This window comes from Sporosarcina sp. CAU 1771 (assembly GCF_054482775.1).
Window position 1 is genome coordinate 244,348 of record NZ_JBTLRN010000002.1, and the last position, 17,791, is coordinate 262,138.

Below are 17,791 nucleotides of genomic sequence, written 5' to 3' on the forward strand. Positions count from 1 at the left end.
AGAATAGTAATAAGCTTTCATAGTGAAGGGAGAGAAGAAAAATGCTTTCTGTCCAGCGGATGACCCCGTTTTTTACAAGTCAAAAAGATTATCGGCTTCGGCTGGTATTTGCCTATCAGTACTTTTCAATCATTAAAGGTGGAGAACTCTTTCATTTTATCCCCGCTGAAGGTAAAGAAATTATCATTAACATGAAAAGTTTACAAGTTGAAAATCTCGGAGAGGTGTTTGTTTTTCAACGAGGGAATCGTTTCATTCGATTACCACTTTATCAACTACTCCTTATTTCGGATCTTCACACGCACTTAAATACGATAATGGAAGGGAGTGTTGATATGGAAGTAAAAGTGGATGTCAATCCAGTAGTAGAAGTCCCGTCCGAGGTAATTGAACTCATTGTGGTAATGGAGAAGGAAAATAGGGTGCGAATGATTGATTATGCGCTTGAAACAGGCAACAAACAACTATTTGTCGAACTGACGAAAGGGATGTAAACATTTTGAATAAGGAAAAATAAAAAACACCTATCGTTGAGATGTAAACGGTAGGTGTTTTTATGTTGCCCGGATTTAATATTGTTGTTAGATAAGTCTTGTCAACTCGTGAACACATGTAGGATAACAACGCATATTGTCGATCCGGTTAACCCGAAAATAAAATCTTGCCACGTTAGTCTATAATTTTCATTTTCCTTCATAAGAATCTACCCCTTTTGTCGATTTCCCGGGAAATAAAAGAGTTGGTGGTTGACAGATAGACCTCTTTTAATAAGGATGGACAAAAAGCTTACAAGTTAGTCATAAAGATTTTAGTTTGTAACTTAAACTTATCGATGCCTTTTATTGGCTTATACGTTACAAAACTCTAGTAATTTGGTAAGGTAAAGCTAGTGTCTTGAACGAGTCTTTCGTTGTTTGACTTTGTTTAATAATTATTTAGTAGAGAGGGATTGCAATTATGTTTGTTCATTTTAATTTTATGCATTTCCTTATGAATCCGGACGATTTAGCGAATAAGCTCAAATCCTCCTCATTTCGAGGATTTAAGTTGCAAGTTGTTTTGGTTTTCTTAATAGGTGTTGTCCTTTTTTCAATCCGTGAATTCTGGGGGATGGGGACAGAAGCGATGACCCCGTTGTTAACGACAATGAGTACAGCAGATTATACAATTGCTCGATTTGTATCTCTTTTTGCAACTGTTGGCTGGTCACTGATCTATATGTCGTTTCATTTCTTCGCTTTCGCTTATATCATAAGTTTGGTTGCGAATATACCTTATAAACATGTCCTACCACTGCAATTGCTAATGACAAGTTTACTTCTTGTCGAAAAGGCACTTGTTTTTATCGTGTTTGCAATGCAAGGCGCAACTGCCAGCGTGTCCTTTTTATCATTAGGCCCCTTGGCAATGACATTCATGGAAAACGACTTTTTGATTCTATTTTTTAATCAATTAACGTTAACTACTGCGGTCATCATTATTCTTCAATATAAATTTATTGCTACATATATAGAAGTTAATAATAAGGTGAAACTGCTTTGGGTGTTAATTGGCATTCATTTATTCCTAGCGGTACTAACCGCTTCCGTCGGCTTTATTCCACAAGAGGGCCTGTTTAACTATTTGACAGGAGGGGGTGTTGGAAATGAATAAGTTTCTAAATATCTCTGTGGCGATTGCAGTCAGCTCATTTCTAGCCGTCAATCTCTATTTATTGTTTGGTGAGAAAAGTATCATCTCTAAATCAGTCTATGTAAATGAGTACGAGCGTATGACAAGCGGCGAGTTTAGTAAACAACTCGAAAAAGAGGGGTTTATCGCACCAGTCGAAACGTACACCGTTTATGTAGGTGAAGAAGATACGGTAGACTCCTGGCTTGTAACTGAAGGGGATGTCGTACAAATCGGCGATGAACTCGCGATTTTAAATGTAGAACGTTCTGAAAGTCAGAAAAACATTTGGGAATCGGAATACGCTATATTAAAAGTGCAAGAAGCTGAAGTTGCACAAATGATTTTGGATCTGCAGTTGGAACGTACAGAAGCAAAAACGAACAGCGCAGCCAATTCCAATAAAACAGAGAACGTAACAGAAACAGCTGGAGAAACAACTGTTGAAGTTGGGTTGAATGTAGATGTGGGTGTAGACGTAGTAATGGACGGGGGATATGCGCAGGCGATTGCCACCGTTGAACAAGAATTGGCCGACATAAATCGGCAACTCGTTATTCTTGAGGCCCAACTTGCTCAAAATCCGTTGCGTCCGGCAATTATTAGCCCGGTCGAAGGGGTTGTTTCAAACGTAACCCGTTTCGGACCGACGCTTGCAATCGAAGTAAATAGTTCACAAAAAGAATTTTTAACGTACGCAGTGGAAAATGAATGGAAAGAACTTGAAACGGGCTTGCGTGTCCTTGTCCGCGACGAGGAAGCAGGAGATTTCATGGAAGGTACTGTGAAATCCGTTTCTACCGTGCCGGCCAAGGATGGCGAGGTACTCGATGCATTTAAAAAGCTTACGCCGGAGCCATTAAAATTAAAAAATCCGCTCGCCTATTACGAAGTTCGGATTCCGGTTGAAGTAGAACTCGACCTAATGCCATATGGACAGAAGCTCTATGGATCCGTCATACTCGACCATGCAGTGGATGCCGTCTCAGTTAAGAAAGACTGGGTATACATGAAAGACGTAGACGCAAAATACGTGACACTACTCGATGATTCTGGTCGTCCGGTTGAAGTAGAAGTAGTTACCCCGTTTGATTGGTTAGAACGAAGTGTACTTACAGAAGGTCCTCAATTAGGTGATGTAGCGATCGATGGACAATTCGTGCATTCATATGACTACGCACCGAGGGTTTTCATGCCGTTCCCTTCTTATATGCCGAAGAAAAATGAGTGGCGCACTTTTGGTTGGAGAAACTATTTGCGCTACATGACGATGAACTAACAGCAGCCCTACGAAAATTCGTGGGGTTTTTCTTTGTGGATTTTGAAATAGTGAGAAATATGGAGTGAAAGCACGAATATTCATAGAATAACAACTTAAGAAGACTAGCATTATGGTACAATAGAAGCATATAATAGAATATTTGGAAAAGGAGCGGACGATGTGGTTAAGAGATTGATAGCACTTTGTGTGGTATTAGCCATTGGATTGATAGTTGGTTCGAAAGAAGGGGTGGCATCCGACGAAACCAACAAGTACATCGGATTGCATGATCGAATCGTACAATTCTCTCAAACTGAAATTCATGAAGTAGATATGAAAGTATTCGTTCCTTTTGATAAACTAATGAAAAACCTGTATGCGGAAGTCACCTATGAAGATCAAATTTCCGCGACCAAAAACAGTCAGGTCATCGCCTATGAAAACGCAACGAAAATTACCTATTTGAATGGGGAGGAAATCGAAGGTGCTCCGCTCCGGGATATAGAAGGTCAATTGCATGCGGACCTTGCATTCGTTGTTAAAAGTTACGGATTTCACTTTGAATATTTTCCTGAATTTAATCTCTCAAGAATATTTAGCGATAGTTATAAAAGTCTAAAGGGAATCGAATACGAAAACCATATTAGGAAAACGCTGAAATTAGCGAAACCTTCGATTGGACTTCATGATCGTCTGTTGGGGTTTGCGAATGAAGATATCCGTTCCGTAAATGGCAAAATCGTTGTCCCATTCAATCAGTTAATGACTTATTTATACGCAGAAGTTAAACAAGGCGACACGATTCAAGCGACGAAAAACAAGCATGTGTTGTCGTACAATCAGAAAACGGGCGCAACCTTACTCGATGGCAATCCTGTAGCAGGTTCACCGATTTTTCCAATGAACAATACGCTGTATGTGGACATTGCATTCATTACGACGAGCTTTGGATTTCATTTTGACCATGTACCTGAAGTAAATGTATTTCGTATCTATAGCGACACCTACAAAAGTTTAAGAGGAACCGCTTACGCGAATCATGTACAACTATTAAAACAACCGGTTGTCCCAAAACCCATTCCGAAACCGGCCCCAAAACCTGTTCCGCCAGTAAAAGCATCGAAAGCAACTGTCTATTTAACTTTTGACGATGGACCAAATCCTATCACTACTAAAAATGCAGCAATCTTAAAAAAATACAACGTGCAGGGGACGTTTTTCTTCCTTGGCAAACAGATGAATGCATATCCTGGAATCGTAAAGGAAATCGCAAAAGAGGGCCATTATATCGGGTCGCATAGTATGACGCACGAGAAGAACAAAGTGTACGCTTCTTCGACTTCTTTTATGAATGAAATGAAGGGCGGTTCGACACTCATTCATAAGTTAACGGGCAGTAACCCTACGCTGATTCGTGTCCCGTATGGCAGCCAACCACATGTCACGCCTTCAATGGTAAACGAGATGAAAAAGAACAAACTTAAAATGTGGGACTGGGATGTAGACTCTAACGATTGGCGTTATTCGGATAAACAATATGTGGAAATTGCGCGGAATGTTCGTAACGGAGTGAATCGAGCATATAATTCAGGCGATCGAGACATCGTCGTTCTCCTCCACGATCGTTCGCAAACGGCGATTGCTTTACCACATATTATTGAGTGGCTACTGAAAGAAGGATATACGCTCAAAACGTATGATCCAGCGCATCATGTCGTACAAAATTTTCATAGAAATTCTGGATTGTAACAGTGAAGCCGCCTATTGTGGGTGGCTTTATTTTGGTTTTAAAGGCAGGAAGTGTAAACCTTCATCCCTAAGAGCCGTTCAATCCTGTATAATTAATTGTTAGAGTTCGTGTAAAAGGGGTTTATTGGATGGAGTCAAATAAATTACCAGCAACGATTACAATGCTAGCGGGATTTCAATGGTTGTTTTTTATGTTTGCCAATACAATTGTTATTCCGATTTCAATAGGAAATGCGTTTGAGTTAGAGCAAATTGAAATTGTCTCTGCCATTCAACGCTCCTTTATATTCACAGGAATTGCCTGTATCTTACAAGGTTTTGTAGGGCATCGATTGGCATTAATGGAAGGGCAATCCGGTCTGTGGTGGGGAGTTCTTTTAAGTTTGGGCGCTACTGCGACTACGTTGAACTTGGAATTGTCGACAATCGGTGGAAGTATTGCCGTTGGAGTCATCATTTCAGGCGTGTTGGTTACCGTTTTTGGCCTGCTTGGTATGGGGGAACTTTTAAAGAAGTGGTTTACGCCAGTTGTGATGTTCGTTTTCCTACTCCTTTTGTCAAATCAACTCATTACGATCTTTTTAAAAGGAATGCTCGGCCTCAATTCGAATGAAACAATCGATTTGAAAGTAGCGGGCTTTTCAATCTTGCTTGCGGTATTCACACTGCTCCTCCATGTCAATGGCAAGGGAATCATAAGTAGCTTAAACCTTCTCATTGGAATGACGACTGGATGGATTGCTGCTGTTCTTTTATTTCCAGTAGAAGCGGCTGAAAGCATTCGAACAACTCCAATACTGACATTGTTTCCTTGGGGGAATCCTACATTTGAATGGGGAATTGTCTTAACGGTCGTCATTACGGGTTTATTAAACACAACGAATACAATTGCCACGTTAAAAGGAGCGGAAGACGTTTTCGAGAAAACAACAACGCCTAGGCAATACCGTGCATCGTTTTTCGTGACAGGAACGATGTCGGTTCTATCTGGAATTTTAGGGCTTGTTCCGTATGCACCGTACGCGTCATCTTTAGGGTTGTTGAATTCAACAGGAATTCGTGAACGAGCGCCATTTATCGTAGGTGCTTTGTTATTCATCGTTTTAGGCATGGTTCCAGAACTGAGTTCCTTTTTCTCAACAATCCCAGAAAGTGTGGGCCATTCGGTTTTATTCGTCGCGTATTTGCAATTATTTGGTTCAGCACTTCGCAACATTGAGGGCTTGAGCTTTGAGCCGAAAACGGTGTACCGAATTGCGTTACCTTCGCTTATTGGGTTAGCGATTATGGGGCTTCCCGCATCTGTTTTTTCAACAATTCCAGATCTTCTACGTCCAGTTCTATCCAACGGGATGTTAATGGGGATATTGGTGGCGCTCATTTCCGAGTTTAGTTATTTCCAGGGACAAAAAAATAAATTGAAACCATCTAATTAATTACGTAAATGAAAGTGGGAATGAAAATGGATTACTTATACAATCCCCATCCGGCAGTACGGCATTCGTCATTTGCCAAAAATGGAATGGTAGCCACATCGCAACCTCTTGCGGCACAAGCCGGAATTGAAATCATGCGTCTTGGCGGCAACGCAATTGATGCAGCAATCGCAACGGCGGCTGCGTTAACTGTCGTCGAGCCAACATCGAACGGAATTGGCGGCGATGCATTTGCCCTCGTTTGGGTGAGCAACAAATTGCATGGTTTAAATGCATCGGGTCCTGCACCAGACTTACTAACGATTGAAAAAGTAAAAGCAGCTGGACATGAAACGATGCCTGTACACGGATTGACCCCGATTACAGTCCCTGGAGTTCCCGCGGCATGGGCGGAGCTTTCTCAGAAATTCGGCAAACTATCGTTGCTTGAAACACTGGCACCCGCAATTCGGTACGCCGAAGAAGGCTACCCACTCACCCCAATTTTAGGGAAGTATTGGAAACGTGCGTATGCGAAATATAAAACCATATTTACAACAGAAGAATTCGACAATTGGTTTGCAACATTTGCACCAGACGGACGCGCACCTGAAATCGGCGAAATGTGGAAATCACCCGGTCATGCTGAAACACTGCGCCTTATCGGCGAATCAAATGCGGATGCGTTTTACCGTGGATCGCTCGCTGACAAAATGGATGCCTTCATGGTGAAGCACGGTGGCTACTTACGGAAGTCCGATTTAGAAAAGTTTAAAGTAGAATGGGTCGAACCGGTTTCAACAAATTACCGGGGCTATGACGTATGGGAAATCCCACCAAATGGGCAGGGGATGATAACGCTAATGGCACTCAATATTTTCTCTGAAATGAATCCACCAAAAGTGGGCGAAACGTCAACATTGCATGAACAAATTGAAGCGATGAAACTTGCATTCGCAGACGGCAAAGCATTTATTACAGAAGCGGCTGATATGCCACTTAGCGTAGAAGAATTTTTATCGAAAGACTATGCAAAAAAACGCGCGCAGGAAATTACAGAAGAAGCACAACATCCGTTGCCGATGGATCTTCCAAAAGGTGGAACGGTCTACTTAGCAACAGCGGATGGAGAAGGAAATATGGTATCCTTTATCCAATCCAATTACATGGGCTTTGGGTCAGGGATTGTTATTCCGGGTACAGGGATTTCACTTCAAAATCGAGGCGCAGATTTCTCGCTCGACAACGAACATCCAAATGCGCTCAAACCAGGCAAACGAACGTATCATACAATTATCCCAGGCTTTTTATCCAAAAACGGACAAGCCGTTGGACCTTTCGGAGTCATGGGCGGATATATGCAGCCGCAAGGGCATTTCCAAATTGCGATTAATACGATCGATTATCAATTGAATCCGCAAGCGGCACTCGATGCACCGCGTTGGCAATGGATGGAAGGCAAAGCTGTCCACGTAGAGCCGAATTTTCCAAATCATTTGGCGCAAGCCTTAGCGCGTTTGGGCCATGAAATTCATCCAACTCTGGAAACGGGGTCATTTGGAAGAGGACAGATTATTTGGCGGAACCCTGAAACAGGTGTCCTGTCAGGCGGGACAGAATCAAGAACGGATGGAGCGATTGCAGTTTGGTAAGATCATGTAAAAAAGGAGGGGTTCTCGGATGGTAAAAATTTATCTATTGCTCTCGACAGCGATGCTCATTTGGGGGCTCAACCTTCCACTTCTAAAATATCTCCTTACAATCGTAGATCCCGTTACGATGACCGCATTTCGAATTATGCTCGCGGGCATAGTCGTATTCATTATCTTATCGGGATTTAAACTCGTTCGCTTACCGACGCGTTCTGAGTGGAAATATGTCATTGGCGGCGCACTCTTAAACGTTGTGCTACATCACTATTTCTTGAACATGGGACTCGTACAAACAACAGGAACGAATGCGGGACTTATACTAGGGACCGGTCCAGTACTAACGGCAATATCCGTAACGCTCATCTTTCGAAACAGGCCCTCAAATATCCAATGGATTGGATTCATACTCGGTCTTATCGGTGTGGGATCCGTCGTACTTGCGGGTGGTGGGGTAGGCGGTTTAGCTACGGGGGATGCCTTCATTTTCATCTCCATTATCGCGCAAGTTCTGTCCTTTTTAGTGATCTCGAAAGCAGCAAAAACACTCGATCCACGATTGTTAACTGCCTACATGCTCGTCATTGGTAGTTTCTTTCTACTCGCAATTAGTTTCATCCAAGAACCCGGCGAAATCACCGTGTTTTTTGCAGCACCGCCAATCTTCTGGTTGGGCTTCGTTGCAAGTGCGGTTCTAGGCACAGCGGTTGGTCATTTAATTTACAACTACTCTGTCGGCCAAGTCGGACCGTCCAAAGCTGCAATTTTTATTAACTTAAATACGATGTTTTCACTCATCGGTTCGGTCTTATTCCTCGGAGAAATCATCACGTTCCGTCATTTGATAGGCTTCCTATTCATCATTGTCGGCGTAGTTCTAGGATCCGGGGCGGCAGAAGATTTATGGAAACAACGAAAGAAAGCGAAGGAGCCTGTTTAGTGGGCTTCTTTTTTTCGGGTTGGGCAATGCTAGGTTGCCCTGTTGATAGTTGATAATGAATTTGTATACTCTTTATCAAGTGGAGTGGAAGGTGTGAAGATATCGCTTCGGCGCTTGGTGATGGCCTTTCGTAGTAAGCCCGTCAGAAGAGCGCTGACGGTCTTACTACTTCGGCTCACACTTGTCGCTTCTACGCTGGTCAATTTGAATTCCAGGTTGTTTGCGTGGATAAAGATTGAACTTTATCTAACGCAATTTGGGTCTGAAATGGAAAACAACAGCACGATTGTTTAATAAACTTTATCGATATTATTAGCAACAGAGCTTTGGATTAAAGCAATGAAGTTCGATATTGAATAGTTGTTAGAAAAGTCATATAATTAGGGCGGAAGGAGTGGATGACATTAGCGATATTACGAAAACAACCAATTATTCTTGAAGCGATACCAAGGTTGATTGCAAGATTAAACGAACGTGATCCAATTGCCCAAGAGCTGGAAGGGGATTATCATCGTGTGAAAAGTGGGTATGGCGGTGAGCGGGAAGCGGACAGGCATTTGAGTAAAACCCATTTCGGCGGTCCGGTTGAGATACTAACGGATGTGGAACTTCAAATTTCACCAAGCAACTTCATTCAAATCGACACGCTTATTATGACAACCTCATTCATATTTGTTTTAGAAATCAAGAACATCTCTGGAACACTAGAGTTTTTGGATCAACCTCCAAGATTACAGCGTACATTAGACGATGGCGCAGTTCACTTTTTTAATTGTCCGGCCTATCAACTGGAGAAAAACATGTTAGATTTAGATGTTTGGTTGGAAACTAACGGATTCCCATTGAAATCTTCAGGTGCGATTATACTGGCCTACTCCAAAACAAACGTAAAAATCCCGCCAGTGCACACACCGATTTACTACGCAAAACAACTCCCCCAAGTTGTGAGAGAACAAAGCGCAAACCCCAACATCATGTCTCCTAATCAGCTTCGCCAAATCGCCAACAAAATTAGAAATTCACAACGGCCCTTCAACCCATTTCCGCTGTGCAGCCATTTTAGAATTAACCCGGCGGCGCTGAATCCAGGTCTGTATTGCAAAGGGTGTCACGCAAAACTCATCCGCACAACGCGTAGAACTTGGGAATGTACTCGGTTCGGTGTAAGGCGCTGGATCATAACCCGTATCAAAGCAATGTAGAAGACTGGTTTACATTAGTCAAAGACAGCATCACCAACAAAGAGTGTCGACACTTTTTGAACCTGAAGAATAAAGACGCAGCCTATTTCGTGCTTAATCAACTTCAATTAAGAAAAACGGGTCATAATCGAACAACAACATATCATTGGCCCAAACCCCTTTTGTGAAAAAGGGGTTTTTGATTTGGTTGGTTTGGTGGACTCCGCCGTCGCCGTTGGTGTTACGAACTCCGCGGTCGAGGTTGCGAACTTCGCCGTCGCGCGTGAACTCCCCCGTGGCGTCGTTGAACTCCGCGGTTGGGGTTGCGAACTTCGCGGTTGAGGTTGTGAACTTCGCCGTCGTGTGTGAACTCCCCCGTGGTGTCGTTGAACTCCGCGGTTGAGGTTGTGAACTTCGCCGTCGAGCGCGAACTCCCCCGTGGCGTTGGTGAACTCCGCGGTTGAGGTTGCGAACTTCGCCGTCATGTGTGAACTCCCCCGTGGTGTCGTTGAACTCCGCCGTCGCCCCCACGAACTCCGCGGTTGGGACTGTGAACTTCGCCGTCGTGTGTGAACTCCCCCGTGGTGTTGTTGAACTCCGCGGTCGAAGTTGTGAACTCCGCCGTTACCGTCATGAACTCCGCTGTCGGGGTTGCGGACTTCGCCGTCGAGCGTGAACTCCCCCGTGGCGTCGTTGAACTCCGCCGTTGCCATCACGAACTCCGCGGTCGATGTTGTGAACTTCGCCGTCGAGTCTGAACTCCCCCGTGGCGCCGTCGAACTCCGCCGTTGGCGTTACGAACTCCGCTGTCGGGGTTGCGGACTTCGCCGTCGCGCGTGAACTCCCCCGTGGTGTCGTCGAACTCCGCCGTTGCCGTCACGAACTCCGCGGTTGGTGTCGTCGAACTCCGCCGTTGCCGTCACGAACTCCGCGGTTGATGTTGTGAACTCCGCCGTTGCCATCACGAACTCCGCGGTCGATGTTGTGAACTCCGCCGTCGCGCATGAACTCCCCCGTTGCGCCGCTGAACTTCGCCGTCGCCGTCACGAACTACCGCGGTCGATGTTGTGAACTTCGCCGTCGAGCGTGAACTCCCCCGTGGCGCCGTTGAACTCCGCCGTTGCCGTCATGAACTCCGCGGTTGAGGTAGTGAACTTCGCCGTCGAGCGTGAACTCCCCCGTGGCGTTGTTGAACTCCGCGGTCGATGTTGCGAACTTCGCCGTTGTGCGTGAACTCCCCCGTGGTGTCGATGAACTCCGCCGTCGCCCCCACGAACTCCGCGGTCAAGTCACCCAACTCCACCATCCCCCTCACAAATCCACCAAAAATCAATTCACATCTCTCTATCGAAACTCCCTTCAATGGTCTATACTATATTGAAGAAAACATTCCTACAAAGGGGATTCACAGATGAAGAAACTGAACGCGGTGTTCCTAGCTATTATTCTATCTTTCATCCTTGCACCGTCTGCACACGCGGGAACGCTCGATGAGGTTAAATTTTACGTTGAAAACTACTATTACAAGGAAATTCCAGCGAATCTGGACTCTATGAAAACGATCGAAGAAGTTACTAACGCACTTGATACGTATTCCTACTACATGACCAAAAGCGAATTTGACTCGTACTTGAAAGCGATCGGAGAACATATGCCGGCCGATGACAGTATACTAATGTCTAGCGGACTAACAAATGCCGTGTCCTCGAAAACGTTATATGGACATATTGGTTATATAAAAATTAGCAACTTTTCGACCGAAATGGAAAACACAATCGACCTTCATTGGACGCGCCTTAAAAATAGGGGAGCCCAACGCTTAATCATCGATCTTAGGGATAACCTAGGTGGATTCGTCGAGAGTGCGGAAGAGTTACTTGGTTTTTTCCAAGGCTCAAAAAATGCGTATAACATATACACGCGAGAAGAAAACAAACTTGTTCCAACGACGCCGTACACAAACCAATTTCCGAAAGAAACCTATATTTTAATTAACAAACATTCCGCATCCGCTTCAGAAATTGTAGCTGTCTCCTTGAAAGACGAATTCGCATCGACACTTGTTGGTGGAAAATCGTTTGGTAAAGGGACGATTCAGTCCTTCTTTCAACTTGGTGTGAACGGTGGAAGTGGCGTTCTTCGACTAACTACTGGTGAATTTAAAGGACCTAAAGGCACTACGGTGAATCAAATCGGGATCGCTCCGGATATACCGACCGATATAGGCAAAGAACTAACAAAAGCTCATGGCATCGCCCTAGAGAAAGTCCTCAAAAAACAACGGTATACGCAAATGGCACCGATTAAAATGACGAATCCGAGTGCTGCGATTCACATAAATCTTCCGCAACCAACGAACTTTCAAGGTTCCAAATCGTCTCATCGAGTGGAGCTCGTTCGATTGGGAGGAAGCGCTGTCCCAATAACGTTTACACAAGCATCCGACTATCAGTCAATCAGCATCACAGCGCAAGAAACACTTAGTTTGGATGAGGAGTATATGGTCATACTAAATCCCGAAACAAAACGTTTGAACGGCAAGCGAACGAAGTCGGGTCAGTACACACGGATCACCTCCAATTCTGTCGCAAAATAAACACTTGCTGACTGGCCGAACCGTCAATTTATGCTATAATAAACAGATGTATTCTACTAAAAGGAAGGTAGCCTGAAAACGTCGCGTTGCGGCAAAGGTTACACACCTGCAACTTGCAGGCGAAAGGAAGTTCAACATGGACAAGAAAATATGTGTCATCGGACTTGGTTACATCGGATTGCCAACAGCGATTATGTTTGCAAACAACGGTGTTCACGTTCATGGCGTAGATATAAACGAAGAAGCAGTTAAAATGATTCAAAACAAGCAACTTCATATAGAAGAGAATGGATTGCAAGAGCGCTTAAACAAAGCAACAGATGCTGGGTATTTCACGGTTTCAACAACGCCAATCGAAGCGGATACGTACATCATTGCCGTTCCATCGCCAATCAACGCGGACAAAACGGCAAACGTTGAATACATTCGCTCGGCAACCGCATCCGTTGTTCCTTACCTGAAAAAGGGAGCACTCGTTATTCTTGAATCAACTGTGCCACCGAAAACGGTTGAAAACGTTATGCTACCAGAACTTCAAAAAGCCAACTTAGTACTCGGCGAAGAACTGTTCGTCTCTCACTCACCAGAACGAGTGATTCCAGGGAAGATTTTTGAAGAACTCATTAACAACGACCGAATCGTCGGGGGAATTAATGAAAAGTCAGCACAAATGACGAAAGACCTCTATAAGATTTTCGTCAAAGGTGAGATTCATTTAACGGACGCAACAACAGCAGAACTCGTTAAAGTCATGGAAAACACATACCGTGACGTGAACATTGCGTTCGCCAACGAACTTGCGAAAATCGGAGACACACTTGGTGTGAACATTTGGGAAGCCATTAAGTTTGCGAACTTTCATCCACGTGTCAACATTCACACACCTGGACCTGGAGTTGGTGGACATTGCATCGCGGTCGATCCATGGTTCGTCGTTGAATTAGCGCCGGAACTATCTAAAATCATTAAGAAATCACGCAACACCAACGATGCAATGCCTGAATATGTCGCCGAACAAACGAAAAAAATGCTTGAAGCCCATGCAAATGGTGGCAATAAAGTCGCTGTTCTTGGCTTGTCCTTTAAAGGCGACGTCGACGATATGCGCGAAAGCCCAGCGGTCACAGTCATTGAAGAGCTCTTGAAACTAAATCTAGACGTGACATCGTATGACCCACACATTAAAAAACTGGGGCATCCAACTCAACGACTAACACTCGAAGAAACACTAGATAACGCCAACATCGTTGTCATCGTGACGGATCATACAGAATTCAAAAACCTAACACCCGAAATGATCAGCCCGCATCTTGCGAATCAAATCATTTTCGATACAAAAAATATCCTTACTCGCGACGAATGGACAGCGGCAGGGTACAATCATCATTTACTTGGTGATAGCAAAAACTGATTACACATCGGGTGTCAGTTACGTTTGTGTTTTGTGACGTAGCGGGCACCCGATTAACAATACCTAAGAAAGAAAAAAGTGGTGAATCCTAATGAATGAACGAATATTCGAAGTTGATGTGAATACGGAATCTTCCGACGGTACGATCCGTCGTATTTTCTCACGGCTTGAAAACAACGAGAAATCCTTCATCGTCGCCATCAACCCAGAAAAACTAATGAATGCGCGCAAAGACCCTGAGCTTCGAGACATTCTAAATACAGCTACCGTCGGAATTCCAGATGGGATTGGCGTAATTTTAGCGTCTCGTTTACGCGGAGGAAACATTAAAAACCGCATCACAGGTGTAGATATGATGGAAACGCTTTGCAAAGAGGCGGGACTTCGAAACACGCCAGTCTTCCTATACGGTGCAAAACCGGGTGTTGCGCAACAAGCCGCAGACAAATTGCAAGAACAATTTCCGCATCTAGAAGTCGCAGGAACGCTCGATGGTTATGTAAAAGATGAGGAAGAAGTTATCGCAACGATTAACAATTCGGGCGCAAAAATCCTTTTTGTCGCAATGGGCAGTCCAACACAAGAGCAATTCATCATCCGAAATATGGAAAAGCTCAATTGCAACGTATTTCAAGGTGTTGGCGGTTCTTTTGATGTCTTTTCAGGCAACGTCCAACGTGCACCTGCGGGATTCCGAAAACTGGGTCTTGAATGGTTGTACCGCTTACTAAAAGAACCGTCCAGATGGAAACGTCAATTGTTGTTGCCAAAATTCCTACTTGCGGTGCTTACAGAACGGCGCAATCCGGACGTGAAGCTAGATGAATAAGATGAAAATTGCATCTTTAATCTTTCTAATCTCCACAGTCATTTTAAAATTTTCAAGTATGCTTCGGGATCTAGTCATCTCGAACTTCTTTGGAACGTCTTATCAGGCAGATGCATATATGGCCGCAATGGTCATACCTAATGCATTTGTTCTTTTTCTACTTACGGGAATGAAAGATGCCTTTTTGCCAAGTTACTTCAAATTCGACGCGCTTGGCAAAGGGGAAGCCCATCTAACCAATATCATTAAAGGAACATTCTTCATTACACTTGGTGTATCTATCGTAGGTGTCCTTCTAGCATCGCCAATTATTAAACTTACATATGGCAATTCATCTTTTCTACAATACGAAGACGGATTGCAAATCGCTGTTTGGACAGCAATGATGTACTTCGCCTCACTTCTTTTCGTAGGCGTGAACTCTGTTTACGAAGGCTATTTTGATGCAAAAAAGAAATTCTCCTTCTCTGTCTTTTCACAAACGAGTGTCGTTTTAGTAACGATTTTATTCACATTCCTTTTTCACAACAAATGGGGAATTGTCTCAGTTCCTATCGGTTATTTCGCTGGAACAATTTTGAGTCTCTTCATTAAGGTAGTTTATCGCACGCCGAAGAAGTTCTTGAACTGGTCGCAGAAAATGGACACGTTTGAAGTGAAAGAGTTTTACGGTATTTTTTGGCCAGTCGGGTTAACAATCGCCGTCGGGCAAATCAACTTAATGGTCAATACGTTTTTTGCCGCACAGCTTCCAGGCAAAGGAATCGTTTCAGGATTAAACTACGCATTTCGACTCGTCAACATTCCACAAGCTATTTTCGCAGTGACAATCGCGACGATTGCGTTCCCAATTATTGCGAAGGCAAAAAACAACAACGACATGCTTGGGTTCCGTAAAGGGATTGAAAAAGGGCTCTTATTTTTACTCGTATTCCTGACGCCAGCACTTGCAGGGATGTGGATCCTCATGCAAGAACTCGTTCAACTCGTCTATGAGCGCGGAGAGTTTACAGCGGAAGACACCGCATTGACTGCCTCCTACGCCATCTTGTACATCGGCTCGGCCTTTTTCTATTCGATCCAAGCAATTGTTGCAAAAGGGTTTTATACAATGGAAAAAGGGCATTATATGATGCGCATCGGACTTATTTCCGTTGGATTAAACGTCGTATCAAACTGGATCTTCTCAATGTACTTCGGGGCGGCAGGAATTGCATTGTCTGCATCACTCGTCGCTTTGCTCTATTCAGTCATTACGTTCACGACGCTTTGGAAACTGATCGGGGGAATGGATACCCGCTATTTAATCAAAAATACAATCCAAGTCGTTGTAGCTACAGCTGTTATGGCAGGCGTCCTCTTTATCGCCGACAAGTACACGGACATTGCCGAACTGTCCTCGTTGCTTCATATACTTACACTGGCGATTCCATGTGCAGCCATTTACTTTGTCGTGCTCCTGCTGTTCAGAAATGAATTCGTGAAAACGATTTTATCCAAAGGGGGGAACTCGTCATCGATGGACTGATGGCAACTGCCTATGCGTAAAGTACTTACAAACCAAATTGCCCGGTTAAACCGGATTGATACTTTTTCACCATACTTCTTTTTACCGTTCATTTTATTGCTTTACTTTTTCGTAAGTCTATTTGATTTTCATCGATTCGAGTTGTTCCATGTCAACGAATCCATTTGGCCAGTCGTTTTCGTCGCGGTCATTAGTTACTATATAGGTGTTTATATTGTGGATAAAAAAGGATGGACGTTTCCTACATTCGGCTTAACGTTCCTTCGAGGGCATACAACTCTCTTCATCTGGTTGCTTGCACTCGTAGGCGGTATTGCGTTACTGACGATGATGTCAGAAGGTCAACTGGATCTTGCGAGCGCATCGTTTAAAAGTACAGTCGATCCGAAACTGTCCTTCCTTAGTCAACTCCTGTGGTTTGCGGGTGTTTTAGTAATTGCCATGCAAATTACAAAGAGTGAAAACCTAACGAAAGCGCAACTCGTAATGTACGGTTCCTTCTATATAACAATCATGGTCGTATTCTTAATTGCAGGCCAACGCACGCCAATCGTTATTATGTTGTTTACAGGGTTGGTCATCGTTCACTACGTCATTAAGCGAATCAAACTCATTTGGTTCCTAACAACGTTGCTGCTAATCGGTGTCTTCTTTTCACTCTTCGGTTTTTATATGGTCCTAACTGAAGACACTACGAATAAGTTGAACGACCGTACACAGCCCGATGTTGAATTAACAGAAGAACAAGCCGAACAATTGCTGACCGTCCAAGAACAAGTCAATGCCGTTCCGAAATGGGTTCGTTCATTAAATGGAGAAAGTGTTACATCCCATATCGTATTAAGTAAAATTATCGAGTACACAAAAGAACATGGCTACCTAAATGGACAAATCTATTTAGGCGTCTTCGAAACGATCTTACCAGGCGAACAAATCTCACCACGAATGAGAGTAACTGAAATCGTGAACTCGCTAAGTGTTGAAGATGGCAAGTACATTACACGCCCGACACGGATCACAACGCCTACATACATTGGCCAACTGTTCCTGGATGGGGGATATGTTCTAGTCGTAATCGGATTTTTGTTCTTCGGTATTGTCATCTCTCTTCTATATAACCAAGTAAAGCGAAACGGTTTCAAATCCTATCAATCTATTTCGTACGCTTTCGTCTTGGCAGTTTTCACAGTTTCTATGCATACGGGTTTACTAGATTTAATCTTTCTATTAATGATAGGGTTTGTTATTTTTACGGCAATGATTAATAACGTTAAAGAGCGTTGACATTCCATTAATTCCCGTGATATGATGACGAGGCATAGAATAATTTTCTCGTAACTTATATATATAGGCCGAGAGCGCATCAACCATAAAAACGGTATCCCTAACTCAAGGGATACCGTTTTTAATATCTATTTTCATAAAACTACCAAAAGTAACTTCGATATAACAATTGACATTCCAGTCTATTAATCTATAATGGGTAATATAGTTCTCTATCTATGCACGCGTATGTGAGTACATAGTGGGAATCAAAATATAAAACATTTTCTAGGAGGAA

The 17,791-nt window shown here is 43.6% G+C and carries 13 protein-coding genes; all 13 read left to right on the forward strand.

Annotated elements, in window-relative coordinates:
• Positions 1-41: 41 nt before the first annotated feature.
• The 13 genes from ACXYMX_RS03785 (at position 42) to ACXYMX_RS03845 (ending at position 17,514) form a co-directional block, all read left to right on the forward strand.
• Positions 42-494 carry a transcriptional regulator gene (locus ACXYMX_RS03785; RefSeq protein WP_459042892.1) on the forward strand — a complete coding sequence of 151 codons (453 nt, stop codon included), beginning with the start codon at positions 42-44 and terminating at the stop codon, positions 492-494.
• 463 nt (positions 495-957) lie between these two features.
• A complete protein-coding gene (locus ACXYMX_RS03790; RefSeq protein ID WP_459042893.1) occupies positions 958-1,653 on the forward strand; it encodes a hypothetical protein in 696 nt (231 codons plus the stop codon).
• The gene (locus ACXYMX_RS03795) at positions 1,646-2,950 is read left to right on the forward strand and encodes an efflux RND transporter periplasmic adaptor subunit (protein WP_459042894.1); all 1,305 of its coding nucleotides are present in this window, start codon (positions 1,646-1,648) and stop codon (positions 2,948-2,950) included. Before ACXYMX_RS03790 ends, ACXYMX_RS03795 begins: the two co-directional genes overlap by 8 nt.
• 162 nt (positions 2,951-3,112) lie before the next feature.
• A complete protein-coding gene (locus ACXYMX_RS03800; protein WP_459042895.1) occupies positions 3,113-4,681 on the forward strand; it encodes a polysaccharide deacetylase family protein in 1,569 nt (522 codons plus the stop codon).
• 128 nt (positions 4,682-4,809) lie between these two features.
• On the forward strand, positions 4,810-6,117 hold the full coding sequence (locus tag ACXYMX_RS03805; protein WP_459042896.1) for a uracil/xanthine transporter: 1,308 nt from the start codon (positions 4,810-4,812) through the stop codon (positions 6,115-6,117).
• A 26-nt stretch (positions 6,118-6,143) separates the two neighbouring features.
• Positions 6,144-7,748: a gamma-glutamyltransferase family protein gene (locus tag ACXYMX_RS03810; RefSeq protein ID WP_459042897.1), complete on the forward strand. Its 1,605-nt coding sequence runs from the start codon at positions 6,144-6,146 to the stop codon at positions 7,746-7,748.
• A gap of 28 nt (positions 7,749-7,776) precedes the next feature.
• Positions 7,777-8,685, forward strand: coding sequence for a DMT family transporter (locus tag ACXYMX_RS03815; protein WP_459042898.1), 909 nt, complete (start codon positions 7,777-7,779; stop codon positions 8,683-8,685).
• Positions 8,686-9,083: 398 nt separating this feature from the next.
• Positions 9,084-9,887 carry a nuclease-related domain-containing protein gene (locus tag ACXYMX_RS03820; protein ID WP_459042899.1) on the forward strand — a complete coding sequence of 268 codons (804 nt, stop codon included), beginning with the start codon at positions 9,084-9,086 and terminating at the stop codon, positions 9,885-9,887.
• A 1,390-nt stretch (positions 9,888-11,277) separates the two neighbouring features.
• A complete protein-coding gene (locus ACXYMX_RS03825; RefSeq protein WP_459042900.1) occupies positions 11,278-12,462 on the forward strand; it encodes a S41 family peptidase in 1,185 nt (394 codons plus the stop codon).
• 136 nt (positions 12,463-12,598) lie between these two features.
• Positions 12,599-13,873 carry a nucleotide sugar dehydrogenase gene (locus ACXYMX_RS03830; RefSeq protein WP_459042901.1) on the forward strand — a complete coding sequence of 425 codons (1,275 nt, stop codon included), beginning with the start codon at positions 12,599-12,601 and terminating at the stop codon, positions 13,871-13,873.
• 91 nt (positions 13,874-13,964) lie between these two features.
• Complete coding sequence (locus ACXYMX_RS03835) at positions 13,965-14,702, forward strand: WecB/TagA/CpsF family glycosyltransferase (RefSeq protein WP_459042902.1); 738 nt, start codon at positions 13,965-13,967, stop codon at positions 14,700-14,702.
• Entirely contained in the window at positions 14,695-16,230 is a 1,536-nt protein-coding gene (gene murJ, locus ACXYMX_RS03840; RefSeq protein WP_459042903.1) for a murein biosynthesis integral membrane protein MurJ, read from the forward strand. The genes ACXYMX_RS03835 and murJ overlap by 8 nt, the downstream gene beginning before the upstream one ends.
• A gap of 12 nt (positions 16,231-16,242) precedes the next feature.
• Positions 16,243-17,514, forward strand: a complete 1,272-nt coding sequence (locus tag ACXYMX_RS03845) for an oligosaccharide repeat unit polymerase (protein WP_459042904.1) — start codon at positions 16,243-16,245, stop codon at positions 17,512-17,514.
• Positions 17,515-17,791: the final 277 nt, after the last annotated feature.

Coding starts and splice junctions, on each gene's coding strand:
- ACXYMX_RS03835 (WP_459042902.1), top strand. CDS start 13,965: ATGAATGAACGAATATTCGAAGTTGATGTGAATACGGAATCTTCCGAC.
- ACXYMX_RS03815 (WP_459042898.1), top strand. CDS start 7,777: ATGGTAAAAATTTATCTATTGCTCTCGACAGCGATGCTCATTTGGGGG.
- ACXYMX_RS03785 (WP_459042892.1), top strand. CDS start 42: ATGCTTTCTGTCCAGCGGATGACCCCGTTTTTTACAAGTCAAAAAGAT.
- ACXYMX_RS03820 (WP_459042899.1), top strand. CDS start 9,084: ATGACATTAGCGATATTACGAAAACAACCAATTATTCTTGAAGCGATA.
- ACXYMX_RS03790 (WP_459042893.1), top strand. CDS start 958: ATGTTTGTTCATTTTAATTTTATGCATTTCCTTATGAATCCGGACGAT.
- ACXYMX_RS03830 (WP_459042901.1), top strand. CDS start 12,599: ATGGACAAGAAAATATGTGTCATCGGACTTGGTTACATCGGATTGCCA.
- ACXYMX_RS03805 (WP_459042896.1), top strand. CDS start 4,810: ATGGAGTCAAATAAATTACCAGCAACGATTACAATGCTAGCGGGATTT.
- ACXYMX_RS03845 (WP_459042904.1), top strand. CDS start 16,243: ATGCGTAAAGTACTTACAAACCAAATTGCCCGGTTAAACCGGATTGAT.
- ACXYMX_RS03825 (WP_459042900.1), top strand. CDS start 11,278: ATGAAGAAACTGAACGCGGTGTTCCTAGCTATTATTCTATCTTTCATC.
- ACXYMX_RS03810 (WP_459042897.1), top strand. CDS start 6,144: ATGGATTACTTATACAATCCCCATCCGGCAGTACGGCATTCGTCATTT.
- ACXYMX_RS03795 (WP_459042894.1), top strand. CDS start 1,646: ATGAATAAGTTTCTAAATATCTCTGTGGCGATTGCAGTCAGCTCATTT.
- murJ (WP_459042903.1), top strand. CDS start 14,695: ATGAATAAGATGAAAATTGCATCTTTAATCTTTCTAATCTCCACAGTC.